At 21.1% G+C, this 22,103-nt stretch carries 23 protein-coding genes and 3 tRNA genes; 3 read left to right on the forward strand and 23 right to left on the reverse strand.

Annotation, left to right across the window (positions count from 1 at the left end):
• Window positions 1-43: 43 nt before the first annotated feature.
• From proS to CWO85_RS00285, 3 genes are all read right to left on the reverse strand, one after another.
• Entirely contained in the window at window positions 44-1,468 is a 1,425-nt protein-coding gene (gene proS / locus CWO85_RS00275) for a proline--tRNA ligase (RefSeq protein ID WP_121463714.1), read from the reverse strand.
• Window positions 1,469-1,594: 126 nt separating this feature from the next.
• Complete coding sequence (gene metK / locus CWO85_RS00280; RefSeq protein WP_121463715.1) at window positions 1,595-2,749, reverse strand: methionine adenosyltransferase; 1,155 nt, start codon at window positions 2,747-2,749, stop codon at window positions 1,595-1,597.
• Between the two features lie 120 nt (window positions 2,750-2,869).
• Window positions 2,870-3,220, reverse strand: coding sequence for a S1 domain-containing protein (locus CWO85_RS00285; protein ID WP_121463716.1), 351 nt, complete (start codon window positions 3,218-3,220; stop codon window positions 2,870-2,872).
• A 144-nt stretch (window positions 3,221-3,364) separates the two neighbouring features.
• Between CWO85_RS00285 and CWO85_RS00290 the strand changes: the two genes are divergently transcribed.
• A tRNA-Thr gene (locus tag CWO85_RS00290) sits at window positions 3,365-3,438 on the forward strand.
• A 73-nt stretch (window positions 3,439-3,511) separates the two neighbouring features.
• Window positions 3,512-3,586: transfer RNA gene (locus CWO85_RS00295), tRNA-Gly, on the forward strand.
• A gap of 79 nt (window positions 3,587-3,665) precedes the next feature.
• Here CWO85_RS00295 and rpsO read toward each other — a convergent pair.
• From rpsO to CWO85_RS00355, 12 genes are all read right to left on the reverse strand, one after another.
• Window positions 3,666-3,896, reverse strand: coding sequence for a 30S ribosomal protein S15 (gene rpsO / locus CWO85_RS00300; RefSeq protein ID WP_121463717.1), 231 nt, complete (start codon window positions 3,894-3,896; stop codon window positions 3,666-3,668).
• Window positions 3,897-3,941: 45 nt separating this feature from the next.
• Entirely contained in the window at window positions 3,942-4,265 is a 324-nt protein-coding gene (locus CWO85_RS00305) for a cyclic-di-AMP receptor (RefSeq protein WP_121464240.1), read from the reverse strand.
• A 56-nt stretch (window positions 4,266-4,321) separates the two neighbouring features.
• Window positions 4,322-4,963 carry a PAQR family membrane homeostasis protein TrhA gene (gene trhA / locus CWO85_RS00310; RefSeq protein WP_121463718.1) on the reverse strand — a complete coding sequence of 214 codons (642 nt, stop codon included), beginning with the start codon at window positions 4,961-4,963 and terminating at the stop codon, window positions 4,322-4,324.
• Window positions 4,964-5,009: 46 nt separating this feature from the next.
• Window positions 5,010-5,438 carry an HIT family protein gene (locus CWO85_RS00315; protein ID WP_121463719.1) on the reverse strand — a complete coding sequence of 143 codons (429 nt, stop codon included), beginning with the start codon at window positions 5,436-5,438 and terminating at the stop codon, window positions 5,010-5,012.
• 141 nt (window positions 5,439-5,579) lie between these two features.
• Window positions 5,580-6,530 carry a ribonuclease HIII gene (gene rnhC / locus CWO85_RS00320; protein WP_121463720.1) on the reverse strand — a complete coding sequence of 317 codons (951 nt, stop codon included), beginning with the start codon at window positions 6,528-6,530 and terminating at the stop codon, window positions 5,580-5,582.
• Between the two features lie 47 nt (window positions 6,531-6,577).
• Window positions 6,578-7,228, reverse strand: a complete 651-nt coding sequence (locus tag CWO85_RS00325; RefSeq protein WP_121463721.1) for a uracil-DNA glycosylase — start codon at window positions 7,226-7,228, stop codon at window positions 6,578-6,580.
• Between the two features lie 10 nt (window positions 7,229-7,238).
• Window positions 7,239-7,805, reverse strand: a complete 567-nt coding sequence (locus CWO85_RS00330) for a signal peptidase I (protein ID WP_121463722.1) — start codon at window positions 7,803-7,805, stop codon at window positions 7,239-7,241.
• Window positions 7,806-8,168: 363 nt separating this feature from the next.
• Entirely contained in the window at window positions 8,169-11,459 is a 3,291-nt protein-coding gene (locus tag CWO85_RS00335; RefSeq protein ID WP_121463723.1) for an ATP-binding protein, read from the reverse strand.
• Window positions 11,443-12,075, reverse strand: coding sequence for a DUF4194 domain-containing protein (locus tag CWO85_RS00340; RefSeq protein WP_121463724.1), 633 nt, complete (start codon window positions 12,073-12,075; stop codon window positions 11,443-11,445). The genes CWO85_RS00335 and CWO85_RS00340 overlap by 17 nt, the downstream gene beginning before the upstream one ends.
• An 84-nt stretch (window positions 12,076-12,159) precedes the next feature.
• Complete coding sequence (locus CWO85_RS00345) at window positions 12,160-12,957, reverse strand: HAD family hydrolase (protein WP_121463725.1); 798 nt, start codon at window positions 12,955-12,957, stop codon at window positions 12,160-12,162.
• 202 nt (window positions 12,958-13,159) lie between these two features.
• A tRNA-Leu gene (locus tag CWO85_RS00350) sits at window positions 13,160-13,244 on the reverse strand.
• Window positions 13,245-13,353: 109 nt separating this feature from the next.
• Complete coding sequence (locus CWO85_RS00355; RefSeq protein WP_121463726.1) at window positions 13,354-14,979, reverse strand: DAK2 domain-containing protein; 1,626 nt, start codon at window positions 14,977-14,979, stop codon at window positions 13,354-13,356.
• Window positions 14,980-15,255: 276 nt separating this feature from the next.
• Between CWO85_RS00355 and rpmB the strand changes: the two genes are divergently transcribed.
• Window positions 15,256-15,444, forward strand: a complete 189-nt coding sequence (rpmB, locus tag CWO85_RS00360; RefSeq protein ID WP_121463727.1) for a 50S ribosomal protein L28 — start codon at window positions 15,256-15,258, stop codon at window positions 15,442-15,444.
• 72 nt (window positions 15,445-15,516) lie between these two features.
• On the opposite strand, the gene CWO85_RS00365 is transcribed toward rpmB, so the two are convergent.
• From CWO85_RS00365 to CWO85_RS00400, 8 genes are all read right to left on the reverse strand, one after another.
• Window positions 15,517-16,419 carry a phosphatidate cytidylyltransferase gene (locus CWO85_RS00365; RefSeq protein WP_121463728.1) on the reverse strand — a complete coding sequence of 301 codons (903 nt, stop codon included), beginning with the start codon at window positions 16,417-16,419 and terminating at the stop codon, window positions 15,517-15,519.
• Between the two features lie 2 nt (window positions 16,420-16,421).
• Window positions 16,422-16,970, reverse strand: a complete 549-nt coding sequence (locus tag CWO85_RS00370) for a ribosome-recycling factor (RefSeq protein ID WP_121463729.1) — start codon at window positions 16,968-16,970, stop codon at window positions 16,422-16,424.
• Window positions 16,942-17,685, reverse strand: a complete 744-nt coding sequence (gene pyrH / locus CWO85_RS00375) for a UMP kinase (RefSeq protein WP_121463730.1) — start codon at window positions 17,683-17,685, stop codon at window positions 16,942-16,944. The genes CWO85_RS00370 and pyrH overlap by 29 nt, the downstream gene beginning before the upstream one ends.
• 90 nt (window positions 17,686-17,775) lie before the next feature.
• Window positions 17,776-18,615, reverse strand: a complete 840-nt coding sequence (gene tsf, locus CWO85_RS00380; protein WP_121463731.1) for a translation elongation factor Ts — start codon at window positions 18,613-18,615, stop codon at window positions 17,776-17,778.
• 204 nt (window positions 18,616-18,819) lie between these two features.
• Complete coding sequence (gene rpsB, locus CWO85_RS00385; RefSeq protein WP_121463732.1) at window positions 18,820-19,602, reverse strand: 30S ribosomal protein S2; 783 nt, start codon at window positions 19,600-19,602, stop codon at window positions 18,820-18,822.
• Window positions 19,603-19,839: 237 nt separating this feature from the next.
• Entirely contained in the window at window positions 19,840-20,298 is a 459-nt protein-coding gene (locus CWO85_RS00390) for a dCTP deaminase/dUTPase family protein (protein WP_121463733.1), read from the reverse strand.
• Between the two features lie 6 nt (window positions 20,299-20,304).
• Window positions 20,305-21,246 carry a tyrosine-type recombinase/integrase gene (locus tag CWO85_RS00395; protein WP_121463734.1) on the reverse strand — a complete coding sequence of 314 codons (942 nt, stop codon included), beginning with the start codon at window positions 21,244-21,246 and terminating at the stop codon, window positions 20,305-20,307.
• Between the two features lie 156 nt (window positions 21,247-21,402).
• Entirely contained in the window at window positions 21,403-21,870 is a 468-nt protein-coding gene (locus CWO85_RS00400) for a S24/S26 family peptidase (RefSeq protein WP_161554963.1), read from the reverse strand.
• Window positions 21,871-22,103 lie beyond the last annotated feature (233 nt).

Here is a 22,103-nt window from a genome sequence, read left to right on the forward strand (position 1 = left end):
ATTTTAAATTATTTTTATTAATAAAAAATAATGACATAAAATTTTAATAAGCTCTAGCGAATAAAATAGTTTGATTAGCTTTCTTTTTAGTTACAGGGCATATTTTAGTAATTAATTTTTGTGAAACAATAACTCTAGCTGTCGCTCCTGTTTCTTCTTTGATAATTTTTTCTGCTTCATTCTCATAAACACTCATTTTAATATAGCCTTTATTTTTAAGATTTTTTTTAAAATCTTCATAAGTTTCAACTTCTAATATGTTTTCATTTAAAAAATTCAAAGCTTTTTGAAACATTTCTTGATGAATAGTTTTTAATAAAATACAAATTTCTTTCAATAAAGACTCTTCTTTGATTATTTTTTTTTGAAAATTATGTCTTGTAAAGATTGTAATGTTATTTTCTTTTAAATCTCTTAATCCTAATTCTATTCTCAATGGAATACCTTTTAATTCATAATGACTAAATTTCCAACCAATATTTTTATTTTGATTATCTAAAACAACTCTATATTTTTTAGATAATTGTTTATATAATTGATTAGTTTTTTCTAAAACTTCTTCGTTTTGAGATTGAACAGGAATAATAACTATTTGGATAGGGGCGATATAAGGAGGTAAAACTAAACCTTCATCATCTCCATGAATCATAATCATAGCTCCTATTAATCTTGTAGAAATCCCCCAAGAAGTTTGTTCAGCAAATTGAGTTTCTAAATTAGAATCTTGAAATTTAATTTGAAAATTTTTAGAAAATTTATTTCCTAAATAATGTGAAGTTCCGGCCTGAAGAGCTTGTTTATCGTGCATTAAAGCTTCAATAGAATAAGTCCATTCAGCACCTTTAAATTTTTCTAATTGTGTTTTTTTTCCTGAAACAAAAGGAATAGCTAATAATTCTTTTCCTAATTTTTTATATAAATTCAATATTGTAATAGTTTCTTTAATAGCTTCTTTTTTAGTGGCATGAACTGTATGTCCTTCTTGCCATAAAAATTCTTTACTTCTTAAAAATGGTTTAGTAGTTTTTTCCCAACGTACAACATTACACCATTGATTAAATAATTTTGGTAAATCACGATAAGAAAATATTTTTTTTGCATAATATTGAGAAAATAATACTTCTGAAGTAGGTCTTATAATTAATTTATCTAATAATTTTTCTTTATTAACTTCTTCAATTGTAATAACTTCTGGAGAAAAACCATCAATATGTTCTTTTTCTTTTTTAAATAAATTTTCAGTAAATAATAAAGGGAAATAAACATTTTGATGATTAAGTTTTTTTAATCTTTTATCTACGAATTCTCTAATAAATTCCCATATAGCATATCCATAAGGTAGATAAATAAAAAAACCTTTAATATCTGAATAGTCAAGCAATTCTGCTTTTAAACAAATTTCTTGATACCATTTGCCGAAATCAAGAGAACGTGGAGTTATCTCTTTAACAAATTTAGAATTTTTCATATAAAATAATTTCCTTTTTTATTATCAAAAATCAAATTAATTAAAAAATCAGAACAATATTTGCTGACTAAAGATATTAATCAAAAAAATTTCTAAATAATATAAATAATTTTTAAAAATAATTAATTAATTTTGTTCTTTCAATAATTTAGAAAAAAGAGGAACTTGATCTATTTTTTCCCAAGAAAATAAATTATCATTATGTCCAAAATGACCTTCACGAGAAGTTATTTGGAATAAAGGTTTTTTCAAATTTAATATTTTAATTATTCCTTGCGGAGTTAAATCAAAATTTTGTTCAATCGTTTCAAGAATTAAATTTTCCGGAACTTTGTTCGTGCCAAAAGTATTTATAAATAAACTAACAGGTTTATCAAAAGATATGATGTAAGATAGTTGTATTTCACACTTATCACATAAACCAGCAGCAACAATATTTTTAGCTAAATATCTAGCCATATAAGCACCACTTCTGTCAACTTTAGAAGCGTCTTTGCCGCTAAAACAACCGCCTCCATGACGCACTTCTCCACCATAAGCATCTTGAATTATTTTTCTTCCTGTTAAACCTGTATCAGCAGCGGGGCCTCCAATAACAAAACTTTTAGAAGGATTAATAAAAAAATTAGTTTTTTCATTAATTAAAACGGGATTAATTATCGGTTCGATAACATATTTTAAAATATTCTTTTTTAAAAATTCTTGTTCAATATTTTCTTCGTGTTGAGTAGACACAACAATAGAGTCTATATAAAGTGGATTATTATTTTCATCATAAACTAAAGTAATTTGAGTTTTACCATCTGGTCTTAAAAAAGGTAAGATTTGTTTTTCTCTAACTTCAGTTAATCTTAAAGATAAATTTCTAGCTAACAAAAAATTTAAAGGTAAAAAAAGATCAGTTTCTTTTGTTGCATAACCAAACATTAAACCTTGATCTCCTGCTCCTTTATTTTTGACAATTTTTGTTAATTCTCTTGATTGTTCATGAATAAAATTTAAAATAGATATTTTTTGATAACAAAAATTTTCGCTTTCTTTATTATATCCAATTTCTTTAACAACATTTTTGATAACATTTTCAATATATTCTGAATCAAACTTAAATAAAGTTTTTATTTCTCCTAAAACAATAACTATTTGTTTTGTTACTACGGTTTCGATCGCTACTTTAGATTCAGGATCTTCTTTTAAAAAAGAATCTAACAAAGCATCTGAAATTTGATCCGCTATTTTATCCGGATGACCTTTTGTAACTGATTCGCTACTAAATTTTTTCATAAAATATTCCTAATTATTTTAATTCTTTTTTTAATTAAAAAAAATTTTAATAAATTCTTTTTAATTAAAAAAAGATTCATTGAATCTTTTTTTAATTAAATATTAATTTTAATACAAAAATTAAACTACAACTATTAAACAAGCTTGTTCTTTACCATTTACTAATTTGATAAAAAATTCTACTTTATCATTTTCTTTTAATTTTTTATATTTGCTATTTTGATAATGTCCTGGAAGTGGTTCTGTATTACCTTGTACAATGTTATTAGAGTGACAAAATAAATCATCTTCTTCTCTTGCTCTTTTGTCAACTAACTGTTCTATTTCTGAATTGTCAATCCCAAATTGTTCAGCGATTTCGCTAAATGGTAATTCACCGATAGGTGTTACTGATTTAATAAAACCAAAACTTTTTTCGAAATTGTACCATTTTACGCAACCTTGCCATTGAACTTTTGTTTTATTTTTCATTAATTAATTTTAAAACTCCTTTTTTTATAATTAGATGAAACACCTTTTTTATTATATAATAAATACTAATAAAATAAACATTTTATTATATTTTAAATTCATTTAATATGATAAAATTAATTATAATTAATATTATAAACAAAAGCCTTTATAGTTTAATGGAAAAACATGTCAATGGTAATGACAAAATACAAGTTCGATTCTTGTTAAAGGCACCAGTATAATTTGATATTATAAAATATTTTTTTATGTTATAATTTAAAAGTAACCATTTTTATAAATTAAAAAATCGCGAATGTCGTATAGTGGCTATTACTTATGCTTGCCAAGCATAAGACGGGGGTTCGATTCCCCTCATTCGCTCCAAGAAATAAAAATAATAAAAAATAAAAATCATAATTATAAATAAAAAAGCTATCTTAAAATTTTAAGATAGCTTTTTTATTTATAATTTACTTTTAGATTTTAAATATTTAAGAAAAATAGTTCTTTTTTTATTTTTAGTTAACAAACCACGTTTAGAATGAAAATCAAATGGATGTTGTTTTAAATGTTTATTTAATTCTTCTATTTCATTAGATAATAAATCAATTTGTGCTTGTATGGAGCCAGTATTAATCTCAGAATTAGTAGCCTTTAAAATAATCTCTTTTTTTTGTTCTTTATTTAAAGCCATATATCATTTTTTCCTTTCAAAACTCTTCTATGCAATGAATTAAATTTATATTTTTAAAAATTGTTCTATATCTAAAATAAAAACAGTAACTCCTCCAATAGTAACTTCGGAAGATAAAGGAGCGAAAACACTCATTTCATTTAAAATATTATTAGGAATTAATTGTGTTTTAGTTTTAGAAAATTTTCTAAAAATATCTAAAACTTTTTCAACCTTTTCCTTTTTTATACCGATAACAAAAGTAGTATTAGTTTCTTTTAAAAAACCGCCTTTAGTAGTTAATCTAGTATTAAAAATATTTTCTTGATTTAAAGATGTTTGTACTTTATTAGCGTTTTCATTAGAAATTATAGCTATAATTAATTTCATTTCATTATCCATATTAATATTATATATTATTTTTTAAAATAAAACAATTCATTAAATTAGTTCAGTAACAAATGAATAGAATAAACATGACATAAATTACCTAAAATTACAAATAAATGCCAAATAAAATGATAATATTTTTTATATAATTCGTTATAAAATAAAATTCCGGCACTATAAAAAACACCTCCTAAAAATAAAAATAATAATATATTATTATCTTTCTTTACAATGTCCCATGAGTCGAATATAACCCATATACCACTCCAACCTAATAATAAAAATAAAATCAAATGAATTTTATCGCCTTTGTTAAATTGAAATATTTTCAAAAATATTCCGATCAATATTACAAAAGATTGCGAAATACAAAAAATTAAATTAAATAAATTTGTATTTTTTGAAGAAAATAAAAAAGGTAAAAAACTACCCCATATTAATAAATAAATACAAATATGATCGAATCTTTGAAAATGTCTTTTAGCTTTTGTAAAAGATAAAGAATGATATAAACAACTCATTAAATAAAGCATAAACATAGTAAATGTTAACAAAAATAAAGGAAATTGAAAACCTTTGTTATTACAAAAAACACAAAAAATAACAATACTAAAAGGAACCATTACACCATGAGAAACAGCATTAAAAATTTCTTCAAGTATAGTTTGTTTTTCGGTTTTTCTTTTTGGCCATTTCATAATTTTTTAAACCTTTTCAAAATTTTTTTATAATTTTTATTTAAAATTATAAATTTATTTTTCTAAATTCATACAGAATGTTTGTTACAATCGTTTGATAATCATTTTCTTTCATTTTATTAATATTATCAGGTAAAATAATTTTAATTTCATCACTAGAAAAACGAGGTAATAAATGAACGTGGTAATGGAATACTCTTTGCCCTGATATAAAACCATTATTATTTAACAAATTAATGCCCTGACAATTAAAAGTTTTAATTAAAATTTTACTTATTTTTTGGACCACGCCAAATAAATGTCGAAAAACATTTTCAGGAACTTCTTCAATAGTTACGTATTCCTCTTTAGTAACAACTAAAGTATGACCTTTAGTAGCTTGCATAATATCTAAAAAAGCAATAACTAATTCATCTTCATAAATAATGTAACCTTTAATTTCTTTTTTAATAATTTTAGTAAAAATAGTAGACATATTTATACCTCTAATTTTATATAAAAACTTTATTTTAATAAATAATAAAAATTATTTTTTTTATTATTTATTAAAATAATGTAAATTCATAATTACTTTTAAAATTTTGATATTTCAATTTCAATAAATAAAAATATTTTTTTATTTAAAATATCTTTTGATATTTTTAAAATTACATTTGGCTATTTTTTGAAAAAAAATAAATTCTTTATTTTTTTGATAAATTTCATTTATTTGTTGATCTACTGTATAACCTGCTCCTAAACGTAATTTTATACCTATTTTATTACTTAATTTATCCATTTCCTCTAAAAAAATATTTCTAGCTATAATAGAAGCTAAAGCTACACTTAAATATTTAGATTCGGCTTTAATTTCGAATATAATTTTTTTATATACTTTTTTTTCATTTTTTAAATAATTAAAATAATTTTGAGGACTAGCAAACTGATCTAATACAACCATTGCATCTTTATTTATTTTTTTTAAAAGATCTAAAATAGCTTTATTATGTAATAAAGCTTTGATATTATTTAAATTATATTTTTGATTTAAAATATTATATTCAGAAGGAGATAATATTTGAACTGAATAAGAAATTTTATCTTTTACCATCAACATTATTTGTTGAATTTTACAATTTGAAATTTTTTTAGAATCTCTTACCCCTATTTGTTGTAAAAAAGGAATCTGTTCTTTTGTTACCAAAGCGGAACAAACAATAATAGGACCAAAAACATCTCCTATTCCTACTTCATCTGAACCAATAATGTTTTTATCGTTTATATCATCTATTTCTTCATTAAAATGCATAATATCTTTATTATTTGGAATTTTAAAATTAGTCAAATTATTTAATGATTTATCAAAATTTAAATACAAAAGTTTTCTTATATATTCGATTTCATCACTAACATCATTTCCTTGAATTAAACAAGTGCCGTTATTATAACATGTTATTCTAATTTTTGATTTTTTTATTATTAAATAAATATCCTTTTGAGACCCAGACAAAATAAATTTTTCATAACTTTTTTTTAATGTTTCGAACTGTTCTAATTTTAAATTTTTAAAAACATGTACTCTTCTCATACAAAAACCACCTTTAAACAAATTAAGATAAATAATAAAGTTTTATTTTATTTATTCAAATCCCAATCAATAGGTAAGATTTTATTTTTGATTAAATAAGAATTAGTTTTAGAAAAAGGTTTAGAACCGAAAAAACCTTTATAAGCTGAAAGGGGTGAAGGATGCGGACTTTTTAAAATATAATTATTCTCTATATCAATATATTTAATATATTCTTGGGCTAATTTTCCCCACAAAATATAAACTATTTTTTCTTTTTTATTTAAAAATTTAAAAATATTTTTAGTAAACTCTTGCCATCCAATATTTTGATGACTTAAAGGTTTACCTGCTTCAACTGTTAAAATACTATTTAATAAAAAAACACCTCTTTTAGCCCATAAAGTTAAATTATTAGTTTTAGAGATTAAATTCACATCATCTCGTAATTCTTTAAAAATATTTTTCAAACTAGAAGGAGTTTTTTCATTTTTAACACTAAAAGATAAACCATGAGCTTGATTTATATTAAAATAAGGATCTTGCCCTAATATAACTACTTTAACATCTTTAAGAGGAGTCATAACAAAAGCTTCGAAAATGTTTTTCAAAGGAGGATAAATTTGTTTTTTTATTTCCGATTCAACTTCTAAAAAATTAATTATATTTCGAAAATATTTTTTTTGTCTTTCTTGATAAATGAATTCTTTCCACGTCATTTTATCACTATTATTTATAAAGATTATTTTTTTTCTTCGAACTTAAAAATAAATTTTTCAATAAAAAAGGCATATTAGAGAATATAAACAAAATCAAAAAGAAAAAACATAAAAATGTTTTAAAATAAGAAATAGTAAAAATATGTTTCGCTAAAATACCATCGTATTTCGTAGAGGAACTATCTTTCTTTTGATTATTATCTCCTTTTGTTTCAATTGTTTTTAATTTAGTATTATTGGATACAACCCTATGAATAATAGGTATACCATCAGTCATATTTTTATTTTGAAAAATGACAATATCGCCTATGACAATATTTTCTTTTTCTTTATCTGGAATTTTCTTAACTACAACAATATCCTCTTTTTTTATTAAAGGTTCCATACTTCCGCTTGCAACTTTATAATAATCAATTCTAAAAATGTCCAAAATTTTCTCAGGACCCCAATAGATTCTGCAAATAGATACCACAAATAAAAAAAGACAAAAAATATTTAAAATTAAATTAATAACAAACACGACGCTTCTTAAAAAATAATAAATATATTTTTTATAATCATTTGTATTTTGAAACATATATTTTTATTTCTACTTTCATAATCTAATTATATTAAATAAAAGATGTTAATATAAATAATTTAATAATATTTTTTCATAAATAATAAAAAAATTATTATTAAAAATAATATATCGAAAGTTAAAAAAGAAAAAATATCAAAAATAAATTCTAAAATTTATAATCTGAAATTCAATTTAACTACTTAAGCTAATCTATATTAAACTTTATAAAATAAAAAATAATTTAAATAATAAAAAATTAATATAAAAAAATAAATTTTTTTGTCTCAAAATTTAAATTATACAAATAAAATCATAATAACAAAAATAATTATATAAACATTTATAAAACAATATTAGAAATCTAAAAGTGAATATATTTTAAATTTCTTTTATAAAGTTTTCTACAATAGCATAATTTTTATCTTTAACAACAATTAAATTAGTTTTGACGTGAGGTAAAATATTGAAAATTCTTTGAGGAGGAATTGCAATAAAAAATTGTATTTTTAAACTATTGAAAAAAGACATCATAGCATCTATTCTATTTTCGTCCATATTATTAAAAGCTTCATCAAAAAATACTAAACATCCTTTGGATTCACCATTTTCTGCTAATAATTGTTCAAAACAAATAGCGATAATAATATAAAAAGGTACTTGAGTTTCTCCTCCTGATTTTTCTCTAAAAATTTTAGAAAAAAAAGAAAAATTACCATCTTTATCATAAATTTTAATATCATAATTTAAATAATTACGATAATCTAAAAATTGATAAGATATATTCTCATATTCTTGTTCAAAAGACATAATCTTTTGAAATAATTCATTCAAAACAATATCTTTATAAGATAAATTATTTTCATCCAATAAATCATTTTGTTCTAATTGATGTTCTTGTATATCTAATTTATTTTCTTGTATAAACAAAGAATAATATTTGTGATATTCAGGTTCCTCAGAAGGTTTAGTAATAATCTGATAATAATCTTCTCCGAAGGGTCTATTTTTTAAAATCTGATTTAAATTTTGAATTTGTTGTTGTGATTCTATAATACTTTTTTTTAATTTATTAATAAATTCTTCTTTAAAAATAATTTCTGTTTTTATAGTTAATTCTTTGGCTTCTTGTTCATATTTAACTAAATTTTTTGAACTAATTAAATTGTATTCTTTCGCGAAAAAATCAAAACTTTCTGGCTTAGCTTCGATATTTAACAAATTATAATTATCAATATATGTTTTCATAGCAAATATAAGATCAGTATTTAAAATATTTTTTTGTTTTTCGATGCTTTTTAAATTTTCTTGAATACTTTTAGAAATCATTTCATAATTATTCGGATATTCATTTAAATAATTATGAATTTGCACAGAAGCAGCTTCAATATTCAAAATTTCTTTTTTTTCTTCTTCAAATAATTGTTCTTTATAAAAAATTAACTCTTCTTCTAAATTATTAATTTGAACAATATTTATTTTTTCTTTATTTTGATATTCCGCAATTTGCAATAAAATTTGTTCTAATTTTTGAGTTTTTATTTTTTTTTCTTCTTGAGTTTCAAAGATATTATCTTCTAATTTAGTTAAATCAGGATTTAACTGTAATTGTGTTATTTTTTCTTCAATATTAACTATATTTTCCTCTTTTTCTTTTTGTTGTTGAAAAAAAGACGAAAAATCCCAATTAACAATAGAAGACATTTTACTTTTTTTTATAAAAGAAATAATATTTTCATTCTCTCTAAAATAATTTTGTTTATTTAAGAATTCTTCAGTTTGTAAATTTAACTCATTTAAAATAATATCCTTACGTATTTTAAAAGAATTAAAACCTATATAAGGAATTTTATAAATTTTAGGATTTAATTTTTTAGCAGTATAATTACTATAAATCATTCCAGAAGGAGTAATAGCTGTTTTATGATTTTTTAAATTCTCAATATTTAATTCACATTTTATATGTGATAATAATATCTTAACATACTTTAAAACATCTTTATTATCACTAGAAATATGTGAAGCCAAACTATCCAAATTATTAGGTATATCAGGTATTTTTTCGATATTAACTAAACCTACATCATAAATTTTCAAATCATCTTGTAATTTTTCATAAATTTTTAAAGCTGAATCGAAATAACGATGATCTATAATTAAATTGAATTTTCTAACACCTAAAAAACCTTCTATAGCGTTTCTCCATAACTCATCTTTGATTTCGATCAACTCGCACAAAGGATAAACAAAAATATTTTTATTATATTTATTTTTTAATTTTTCTTTTAATAAATTATTGATTTTAAAAAAATGATCATTTTTAGAAACATAATTTTGATTAATCATTTCTAATTCATAATTATTTTTATTAATTTTCTCTTTTAAAAGAATCATTTCTTTATTTAAAATATTTTGATTAATATTAATATTAATTATTTTTTGAGATAAATAATTAGATATTTCAGCAAAATCTTCTTTTAATATAAAATTTTTTTGTTGTCTAGAATTTTGCAAAAAAGAATTTATTTTTTGAATACTCTCTTTTAAAAAATTTTCTGGATTTAAAGCAAACAAATTTTCTAAAATGACAATTTCTTCTGCTAATTGTTTTTTTAAAATATCTATTTGTTCTTGACTTTCTTTAACAAATCTTTGATCCTTAGTTAAATCTTTTTGCAAAGAATATAAAACAGAGCCTAAATTATTTTGAATCTTATTAGTTTGTAATTTTAAAATATAATCATTTAAATATTCTATAGATTCATTATATTTTTTTTTATTCAATAATAATTCAGATAATTCTTTATTAATTAATTCTTTTGTTTTAATTGTATTTTCTAATTTTTTTTCATTTTTTTTAACTAAAACCATTTTTTCTGTTAAAAAATAAATTTTCACTTGAACATCTATTTTTTTCAAATTTTTATGAATTTCTATAATTTTAGCTAATTCTTTTAATTTTATTTTTTCTATTTCTATTTGAGATTCGATTTTTTTTAATTGTCTAACGTTATTTTTTAAACCACTAATATTAATAGGATTTTCTTCTAATAAAAAATCAAAAATAAATTTTTGTAAATTCAAAGCTTTAAAAGCTAAAGCTTTCGGTAATATTTTTAAGTATTTAGAAATATTAATTTGTAAATATTTACCAACTGCATTTTGATATTGTTTTTTAGTATCAAAGAAATTAAAATCTTTATTAAAAGTCCTTAAATAATCACGCATATCTTTAATATTTCTTATTTGATCATCAAATGAAAAAATATCTTTTTTTAAATTTATATTAGAGACAAGATAAAATTTTTCTTTTAATAAACCTCTATAAGGTAATTCCAAAACACAACCTAAAATAGTATATTCTTTTTGAGTTTCATCGTAAAATTCTAAAGCAATATGAGTAATAACATCATTATTTCTTACAAATTCTTTATTTTCAAGACCGATTTTGCCTTTAATATAACTTTCTAAAGAACGCTTTGCATTTTCGTTAGCAGCTATATTAAATTTAACACCATTTCTTTCGCCTATCAAAACATATTGTAAAGCGTCTAATAAAGTAGATTTACCTGACCCATTTTCCCCTGAAATTAAAATATTATCTTTAATTTCTATATCTTGATAAGAAAATAAATGCCAATTGATTAATTTTATTCTAGTTAATTTTTTCATTTTCAGCTTCATCAAAATCCGAATTTAATAATTTTTTATATTGTTCGACCATATCCAAATCAATGACATAAATAATAGAATTATAAATTGTTATGATCGAGTCATCAGATAAATCATTATCTATATAATTGATAATATTATATCTTCTAAATAACATTAAAATATTTCTTATTTTTTCTTTAGTTAATTTTTTAACTTCTTTATAAACAATACTGTTTAATTTATGATAAATATCTTGTAAATATATTGTAATAACATTACCATAATTAGATTTAATTTCTCTTTTTTGTTGAAATAAAATACGTAAAATTAATAAAATAAGGCTTTCTTCTTTTCTTAATTTTAATTTATTAAAATGATTTAAATTTTTAATCAAAATAACTTCATCGTATTTTTTAATTTCTAATTGAAAATCAGAAAGTTTAAAAAAAGAAGAAAATAATTCTTTATATAATAAAATAAAACGATAATCATTGGCGTCTTCTATTTTTTGAATAGTTAAATAATTAACTTGAAATAATTTATTCACAATTTTAGAAAAAATATTTTTCTCTTGTTCTTTTAAAATTTTAAATTTTTCTACAAAAATATAAAATTCTTTTGTCTTTTGATCCATTGAAAAAATCCTTCGCTAATTAATGAATAAGAAAAAAATTATAAAATAAAAATTTATTTCATAATTTTTTAAAATAATAAATTATTAAACTAAATCATGTTTTTTAAAAAAATCATACATTTTATCATCGATAATATAATCGGATATTAAATTCGCTTGTTGTCTAACTTCTTCATATTCGCAATTACCCATCGCGATACCTATATCAGCGCGTTCCAACATTTCTTTATCATTACAACCGTCTCCTACACAAATTACTTCGTAACCAGGATATTTTTCTTTAATTTTTTGAATTCCATGAAATTTATTAATATTTTTCATTGTCAAATCAACATGACTATCCCAATAATAAGTTTTGAACAAATCTAACTCATCTAAAAAAGATTTCATTTTTATTTTTTCTTCTCCGAACAAATTCAACATAAAAACTTTTTCTTTTAAATAAAATTCATTATCAACAGAAATATCGAATTTTGTTTGCCAATATTTAATAATTTCCGTTTGATGTAATTGATCTTGATAAAAACACGATGATTTATCCATGCTTATAGCCGCGCCTACAAGTTTATATTGAGAATGCAATTTAACTCCTTCTAAAAATTTTTTAATATAATCAACAGGAATCGGATTCTCATCAATAATTTGTTTATCTTCTAAAACTAAAGCGCCATTAATCAAAACTAAATATTTAAAACAAGGTAATAAATCACTAATAACATCTAAATTAGCATGATTTCTTCCAGTAGCGATACCTAAAACTATATTAGGATTTTTAGACAACTCCTCGATTAACTTCTTAGTTTGTGGTAAAACTCTTTTTTTTTCATTACAATACAAAGTATCATCTATATCAAAAAAAAATAATCTTTTTTTAATAATAATAAGGCCTCTTTCTTTTTATTAATTTTTTTATAATAATTTAAAATTATAACAAAAAATAACTTTTTTTGAATAAAAAAACAAAATTACTTTTAATAACTTATACTTCAACACGAACATATCTTGTTAAATTAATTTCAAATTTATTTCAGAATTAAAATTATTAAAAATAATTTTGTTTTATTTATTAATAAAATTTAAAATGTGGTGTGGATAATGAGACTCGAACTCATAAGAATAAAATTCACATATCCCTCAAACATGCGCGTATACCATTCCGCCATATCCACAAAAAAATAATAAAACAAAATCTTATTATTTTTTTAAAAATCTTAAAAATTTATATTTTATTAGCGAAAAAATAAATTCTAAGTATTCAAAATAAATCAAAAATTAATATTATTCTAACACAAAAACATAAGGATAAATATTATTATTATTTTTAATTTTCTCTATTTCTAAATTAGGAAATTCTTTTTCCAAAAATAATTCTATTTTTTCTAAATTTTTCTCAAATACATTTTCTTTATGATAAAAAATAGTCAAAAAATTATTTTTCGAACTAATCATTTTTTTTAATAAATTTTTAACTAATAAAATTAAATCTTTATCGCTTTCTATAGTTTTATTTTCGAAAATTGATGAAAAAATATCTAAATTAATTTGTTCTTTTTTAAAATTCAAAATCTTACCTAATTTAACCTTTTTCATATTTTTTTGAATATTATCCAAATTTTCTTTTAAAGAAATAGTTTTATTAAAAACTAAAAGAGCGCTATAAATTTCATGAATACTTTCGGTCGGTATAATTTGTATTTTAAGTTGAGGATATAATTTACAAACTTCCTCGATAATAGAGATTACTTTAGGTTCATTTGGAAATAATACTATATTTTCGGCATCAACTTTATTAATTATTTTGTTCAAATTTTCTATTGAAAAATCTTTTGTCTTTAAATTAATAACAAAATCAGATTGTAATTCTTTCAAAGTATCAAAAACTTCTTTCTCTTCGTATTCAGAAACAAAAGTAATAATAGAATATTTAACTAAATCTTCTTTATTTTCGTTTTTATTATTAGCAATAAATTCAGAATGTTGTTTTTTCATATCATCAACTTTTGATTTTATCAATTGACCATGCAATAATAAATTCTGTAAAACATCATCTGGATTATTAGTATGAATATGAATTTTTAATAAATCATTATTTTTAAATAAAATTAAAGAATCTCCATAATAACTCATTTGTTTTTTGTAATTATTAATATCGAATTTATCTAAATTATTTAATTTAATAATAAATTCTGTACAATACTGATTTTTGAAATCACTTATTTCATGAATATCATGATTCGATTTTAAATCAAAATCTTGAACATCATCATTTTCTAATTCAACATTATCTAAATATAATAACATTCCTTCTAAAATGAAAATAAAACCAGCCCCACCGCTATCAACTACTTTTGATTTTTTTAAAACAGGTAATAAATTAGGAGTTTTTTGTAAAGAAATTTTAGCATTTTCAATAGTTATTTGGATAACTTGCTTAATAGTTTTAATTTCTTCTTTTTGTTTTACAGTTTCTTCGATAGATTCTCTTAAAACAGTCAAAATAGTTCCTTCTACTGGTTCAATTACTGCTTCATAAGCTTTTTGGTAACCATTAACCAAAGAAGAAATAAATTCTTCAACATTAATTTTATTCTTTTGTAAACGATCAATGTAATCATGAATTCCAGAAAAAAATTGTGATAAAATAACTCCTGAATTTCCTTTCGAACCCATTAATAAAGCATCAGCTAAAACTTTAGTTACTGTAATAATAGAAGAATCATTTATTAATTGAAGTTTTTTAACTCCTTCCATCATAGTCATTTGCATATTAGTACCAGTATCGCCATCAGGAACAGGAAAAACGTTTAAATCATTGATTTGTTGGTGATTTTTTTTCAAATTAAAAGCGCCGTTTATAATCATTTTTTTAAATAAATCGCCATCTATAATTCTGTATTCTGTCATTTTATATTATAAAATCCTTTATTGTTTTGATAATTTATATTACTAATTATTTCGATAAATTAAAAATAATTATTTATATTATTTTAATTTTTTTAAATAAATAAAAACTAATTATATTATAACATAGTTGAAATATTTCAAAATATTGTTTTAAGATTGAATAAAACCTTATATATCTTAATTTATAAAAACTAAATATGTTTTTTTAATAAAAATATATTATAATAAGAGATATATTACAATTAAGATTAGAACAAGGATAAAAGTAAAAATATTATGAGTAAATGTTATATTACACAAAAAACAACATTATTCGGGAATAGACGTAGTCATGCAATGAACGCTACTAGAAGAACACAAAAAGCTAATTTGCAAAAAGTAAAAATTATAAATGAAAAGGGTGTAAAGATAAAAGTTTACATATCAGCCCGCGCATTAAAAAAATTAAAAGTACAAAGAGTTTAATTTTTTAAAAAAAATTCAAAATAAAAAATAAATAATATTTTTTTATTTTGAATTTTTTTATTTTTTAACTTATTATTTTAAAGAAATATTATTATATATATAAGGATAACTTAATAAACCTATAACACAAAAAGATAAAAATAATAAAGAATCAAAACGATCTAATAAACCGCCATGTCCTGGTATTATACTTCCGAAATCTTTAATTGAAAAATCTCTTTTCAATTTAGAAGAGATAAGATCTCCAAATTGAGACATAATGCAGCTAAAAAAAGTAAAAAACCAAAATGGTATCGTTTTAAATCCGAAACAACATAAAATAATAATAAACGAAACTATAACACCACAAAAAAAACCTTCCCAAGTTTTTTTAGGACTAACACTCGGATATAAAAGATTTTTACCAAATAAAATTCCGCCTAAAAAAGCGAAACTATCACTAGAAATAGTAATAATAAAAAGATAAAGAAACCATTTATAATCTAAACAAACTAAAGTAAAAAAACAAGCACTAGAAAAAACAATATATAATAAAATTAATAAAAAAAAATTTAAATTTTCTGTTCTAAACTTATGAATAAATAAAAAACATATCCATAAACAAATCAAAAAAAACAAAAAACAAAATAAAAAATATTCTTGCGCAAATATTTTTTGTAATAATTTTATAATCGGTTGTTCTTCAGACGAAAAAACCGATCCATCGTTCTTGTTATGAAAAAAATTCAACAAAAAAGATAAAAAATAACAAAAAAATAAAAAAACAAAAATAAACAAAATAATTTGTAAAAATTTACTTTTTGTTAATTTCGTCGCATTTAATACTTCTTTGACAGAACCTATCATAATTACAAAAATACCAAATAAACAAAAATTAGTAAAAAAATTTAGATCAGAAATACAATAAAAACATAAAGTTATTAAAAATAAAACTAATCCAATATAAATTTTGTTAAAAGATATTTGTTTTTTCATTTTTAAATTTTCAACAATTCATTTTTTTTCTTAATTGTATCTGTATCAACTAATTTAATAAATTTATTATTTAAATTTTGTATATCTTTAGAAAAATGATCTTCTAATGTATCTGTTTCATTTAATTTTGTTTTTTTACCTTGACGAATAATATTTCTTATTGAAATTTTAGCTTGTTCTGCTATTTTATCAACTTCTTTAATTAAAATTTTTCTTTTATCTTCTGTTGGCCGCGGAAAAACTAATTTTACAACTTGACCATCATCTTGTGGCGTTATTCCTAAATCAGAATTTAAAATAGCTTTAGAAATTTCTCCAATAATACTATTGTCAAATGGTTTAATATTAATTTGGTTTCCTTCTGAAACGCTAATAGTACTAATATTTTTTAAAGACATTTTTTCATTATAATAATCAATAGCTATTTTATCTAAAATTTTAGGATTAGCTATCCCTGTTCGAATATTAGTAAATTTAGATAACATTACTTCTTGAGCTTGTAACATTTTCTTTTCTAAATTTTCAAAAATTAACTTCGCTAAATCTTTCATTTTTATCCCTCTTAGAAGTGATCAAAGTACCTATTTTTTCTTTTAAAATAATTTTTTTAATATTTCCTTTTATATTCATATCAAAAACTAAAATATCAACCTTATTTTCCCAACACAAAGACACGGCAGTCATATCCATAATATTTAATCTTTGAGCTAAAATTTCTTTATAATCAATTTGTTTTAATAAAAAAGCATCTTTATGTTTTTTAGGATCTTTATTATAAACGCCTTCGACACCATTTTTTGCCATCAAAATAACATCTACATCCAATTCTACTGCTCTAAGAGCTGCAGCAGTATCTGTTGAAAAAAAAGGTAAACCTAGCCCAGTTCCTAAAATCAGAACTCTTCCTTTGTTTAAATGTCTTAAAGCTTTTTCTTTGATATATGGTTCTGCAACCGCAATAACAGGAAAAGATGTCATCACTCTTGTTTGAATTTTTAAATTATTTAAAGCATCTTGTAAAGCTAAAGAATTAATAAGAGTTCCTAGCATTCCCATATAATCAGAACGACTACGTTCCATTCCTAACTCTTGACCTACCAAACCACGCCAAATATTACCAGCACCAACAATAATTACAATTTCGATACCTAAGTTTTTAATTTCTTTTATTTCTTCAGCAATTGCCTTAACTATTTGAGGATTAATGTTAAAATCTTCTCCTTTTAATGCCTCTCCACTTAATTTTAAAAGAATCCTTTTGAACATTAATTTACTCCTTTTAAGATAAAAATTCTTTTCTTAATATTTATCTTATTTTTTTATAATAATAAACAAAAATTAATTAATTTTTAAAAATCATTTTTTTCCCACTTCGAAACAATAATAAGCAATAATATCAGTTTTGTTATGTGCTAAATATTCTCTTATGTTTTGATTACTTTCCATATAAAAAGGTTGTTCTAATAAACAATTTTTTTCGATTAAAGCGTTTAAATTATTTTCTATTATTTTTTCTAATAATTGATCCGTCAATGGTTTACGACTATTCTTTTGTTTAATTTGTTCTAATAAATTTTCTTTTTCTTTATTTATAAAATCGTTATCTACTGACTCTTTATTTAAAAATTTAGGTTTCATACCAACTATATGAACAGGCAAATGTTCTTCAGCGTCAGCAGAAGATTTAGTTAAATGAACTAAAGAAGAAATTTTTCCTCCTTGATGTTTATAAAAACCAAACCCTTCTTCGTCTTTTTTATAAATTATTTGAATGCGTGATAAAACAATTTGTTCTTTAATAATAAAAGTTTTTTCTGAAATTAATTCTTCAATGCTTTTTCCGTTCCATTGATATCTTAAAAAATCATCTAAATTTTTAATAGAAGAATCAGCTTCTAATAAAATTTTTTCTAATTGATTATATAAATCAATAAAATGTTCATTTTTAGCTACAAAATCTGTTTCAGTATTCAACTCATATAAAATAGCTTTATTGCCTTTAACAACGACATTCGTTAAACCTTCTAAAGTTTCTTTCTTTTTATCCGGATTATAAGAAAAAATACCTTTTTTTTTCAATAATTCAATTGCAGCTTCAATATCTCCTTGAGTCTCTTCTAAAGCTGTTTTACAATGAGTTATTCCTGCTTGTGTTTTTTGTCTTAATTCTTTGATCATTTTAAGTGTTATTTTCATAATTTTTTTATTTCCTTTTTTATTTTTTAAAAACTAAAAATTATTTTATTTTAAAATCGTAATTAAAAAATATTTTACTTAATTTTAGATCAAATTATAAAAAATTTACATAAAAAAAGATGTTATTAGACATCTTTTTTTATGTAATACATTTTAATTAAAATATAATTAAAAAACTTTAATGTAACATATAATAAAAAAATATTATTTTATACTTGGTTGTTTTGATTCTAATTTTTCTTTTTCTTTTGTATTTTGTAAATTAATTTTAGCATTATTCATGCTTGTCTCAGCTTCAACTACAGCATTCGCGATAATAGAAGTTACTAACTTAACTCCTTTGATAGCGTCATTATTAGCAGGAATAATATAATCAACTAAATCAGGGTCACAATCACTATCAATAATACCAAAAACTTTAATATTTAATTTACGTGCTTCAGTAATAGCTATTACATCTTTTTTAACATCTGCAACAAAAATAGCTTGCGGTAATTGATTCATATCTTTAATTCCGCCTAAAAATTTTTCTAATTTTTCTCTTTTTCTTGTTAAAGTCATAATTTCTTTTTTAGATAAACCAGACCATAAACCATCTTTTTCTTGTTTATATAAATCTTTTAAAAAATTAATTCTTTTAAAAATAGTTTGAAAATTAGTGAAAGTTCCGCCTAACCATCTATATGAAACATAATATTGTTTTGCTCTTTCAGCTTCTTGTTGAATAATTTCACGAATTTGTTTTTTTGTTCCTAAAAATAAAATTTTGCCATTATTTTTAATTAATTCTACTATTTTAACATAAACAGATTCAATGGCTTCAATTGATTTCCTAAGGTCTATAATATGGATTCTATTTCTTACAATAGGTACTCCGTTTTCGTTTGAAAAAAGAAAAGGTTTCATTTTATAGTGACATTTTCTTACTGCGCTACCAAAATGAATTCCTGATCCTAATAATTGTTTAATAGAAACGACAGATGACATAAAAGCGAAAATTAACTCCTATTTAGATTTTTATAAAAATTTAGAATATTTAAATTATCAATGATAAATAAATTTTTAAAAAAATTAAACTCATTATTAATCTAAAATCTTAAATAAAATTCAATTTATATTATTAATTTTATATTTTTTTAAAAAATATTTGTTTAATCCTAATCTAATTTATTTTAACATATTTTTATTTTTTTATAATTTAAATTTGAATTTATATTAAAATTTTCAATTAGTACTTCCGAATCCATTTTCACGAATCTTATTACTTTCGACTGAATCATCATTAGTCAAATAAAAATCTTGTAAAATTCCTTGCGCTATTCTTTCATTTTTTTCAATACTTACTTCTTCATTAGATAAATTATATAAAGGAATAAAAATATGTCCTTCATTTTTTAAATTATTATAATAATCACTATCTATAATGCCTACACTATTAGGCATAATTAACCTTTTTTTTAAATATAAAGAAGATCTAGGATAAATACACAAAACTTTATTCGAATCGAAGCAAGCTTTTATCCCTGTCGGAATCAAAACTAATTCTTTAGGTTTGATAATAATAGAAATAGCAGATTCGAAATCATATCCTGCGCTAAAAATAGTTTGTCTTCGAGGTAAATTAATACCTTTATCTTTAAAAGAAGTTACAATTTTGAAAAAAAATTTGACTTTATTATTCACATTAATTTACCTTTTTGTTTTTTTATTTATTTTTTTGTCAAAATTCCTAGGATGATTTTCTAAAAATTTATTTTTTAAAAAAATATCAGAAATATAAGTATAAATTTGAGTTGTTTTCAAATTAGCGTGCCCTAACAATTCTTGAACGACTCTTAAATCTGCTCCGTTATTTACTAAAATAGTAGCGAACGCATGTCTTAAAGCGTGAGGATATAACGCAACTTTTTCTCCGGTTTGAAGACTTAATTTATTTAAAATAAATCTAACTCCTTTACTGCTTAAAGGTGTACCTTTATAATTTATTAATAAAAAATCATTTTTTTGTTTATTCGATTTATTTTTTTCATCTACAAATTTATTTCTAACATTTGACAAATAATATTTTATCATTTTAACTAAATTTTTATGAAGAGGCAAAAATCTTTCTTTTTTTCCTTTACCATAAATTAAAATTTGACTATTATTCAAATAAACATTTTTTATTTTTAAATTAATTAATTCACTTATCCTCAAACCACAACTATAAAGTAAATCTAAAATAATATAATTTCTATAACCTAAAAGTTTTGTTATATCAATAGAATCAAATAATTTTTGGATAAAAGATTCAGATAAAATTGATGGTAATTTTCTAGGATTTTTTTTTAATTTAATTAATTTAAAAATATTATGTTTTATATTATATCTTTCAATTAAAAAATTATAAAAAGTTCTTAAGGAAGAAATTTTTCTCATAATGCTAATGTTAGAAAAATTTTCATTACTCAAATAAGAAACAAAATAACGAGCTTCATTTTCTTGAGATAATGTTGATAAATTAAATTCTATTTTTTTTTGAAACAAAAAATTTTGAAATTCTTTTACATCATGAATATAACTCTTAATAGTTAAAAACGAATAGTTGCATTCGATTCTTAAAAATAATTCAAATTCGTTAATAAAATCCAACTTTTTACATCCTATTACTATTTATTATAGTAAAATAATTAATCTAAATTAATTATAAAAATTATAATCTTGAATAATCATCTTTTGGATATTTAAATATAAATCAAATATTTTTGAAAATTATTCATAAAAAATAATAAATTTTACTTCTAATCGCTATTTATAAGAACATAAAAGTTTTAAATATTGAGATTTGAAAAATTTTAAAACATTAGAACCTTTAAATATTAAAAAAATAATAATCAAAAAAGGAGAAATCAATGATAAAACTTTCCACTTCCTCTTATCTATAATTTTTGATAATGGTATCTTTTTGACAACCTTATATAAAACATCTTCATAACTGATTTTTTTTTCGAAATCTAATATTTCTTTATTAGCAATGCCTTTAGTTGTAATAAATTTATCTGTTTTATTATTTTCTTGTATCTCATGCAATACGAAAGGATTTTGCTTCAATATATAATTTGTTCTAAATTGTTTATCGACATAAAAAACTACATGATCACGTGGTTTTAAATTTTCACACTCTTCAACGGTTAATTTTATAACAACGACTAAATCATTTTTTTTAATGTCTGGCGACATACTTCCGCTAGATACATAACAAATATTAAAAAACATAAATTTATGAGTGTACTTAGGAAAAAAATAATTACAAATATTCATAAAAATAAAATAAAAAACAATAAATAAAAAAAAATAATACAAAAAAGAAAACAACAAACTCAAAAATTTTATTAATTTAAAAAAAATCATCCTAAATACTCTTTTTTATCAAAAATTTCAAAAATAAATTACAAAGTTATAAAATTCTATTACAATTGTTCAACTTTATTCTTATATTAAATTATTTT

This window comes from Candidatus Phytoplasma ziziphi (assembly GCF_003640545.1).
Lineage (GTDB): Bacteria > Bacillota_I > Bacilli_A > Acholeplasmatales > Acholeplasmataceae > Phytoplasma > Phytoplasma ziziphi.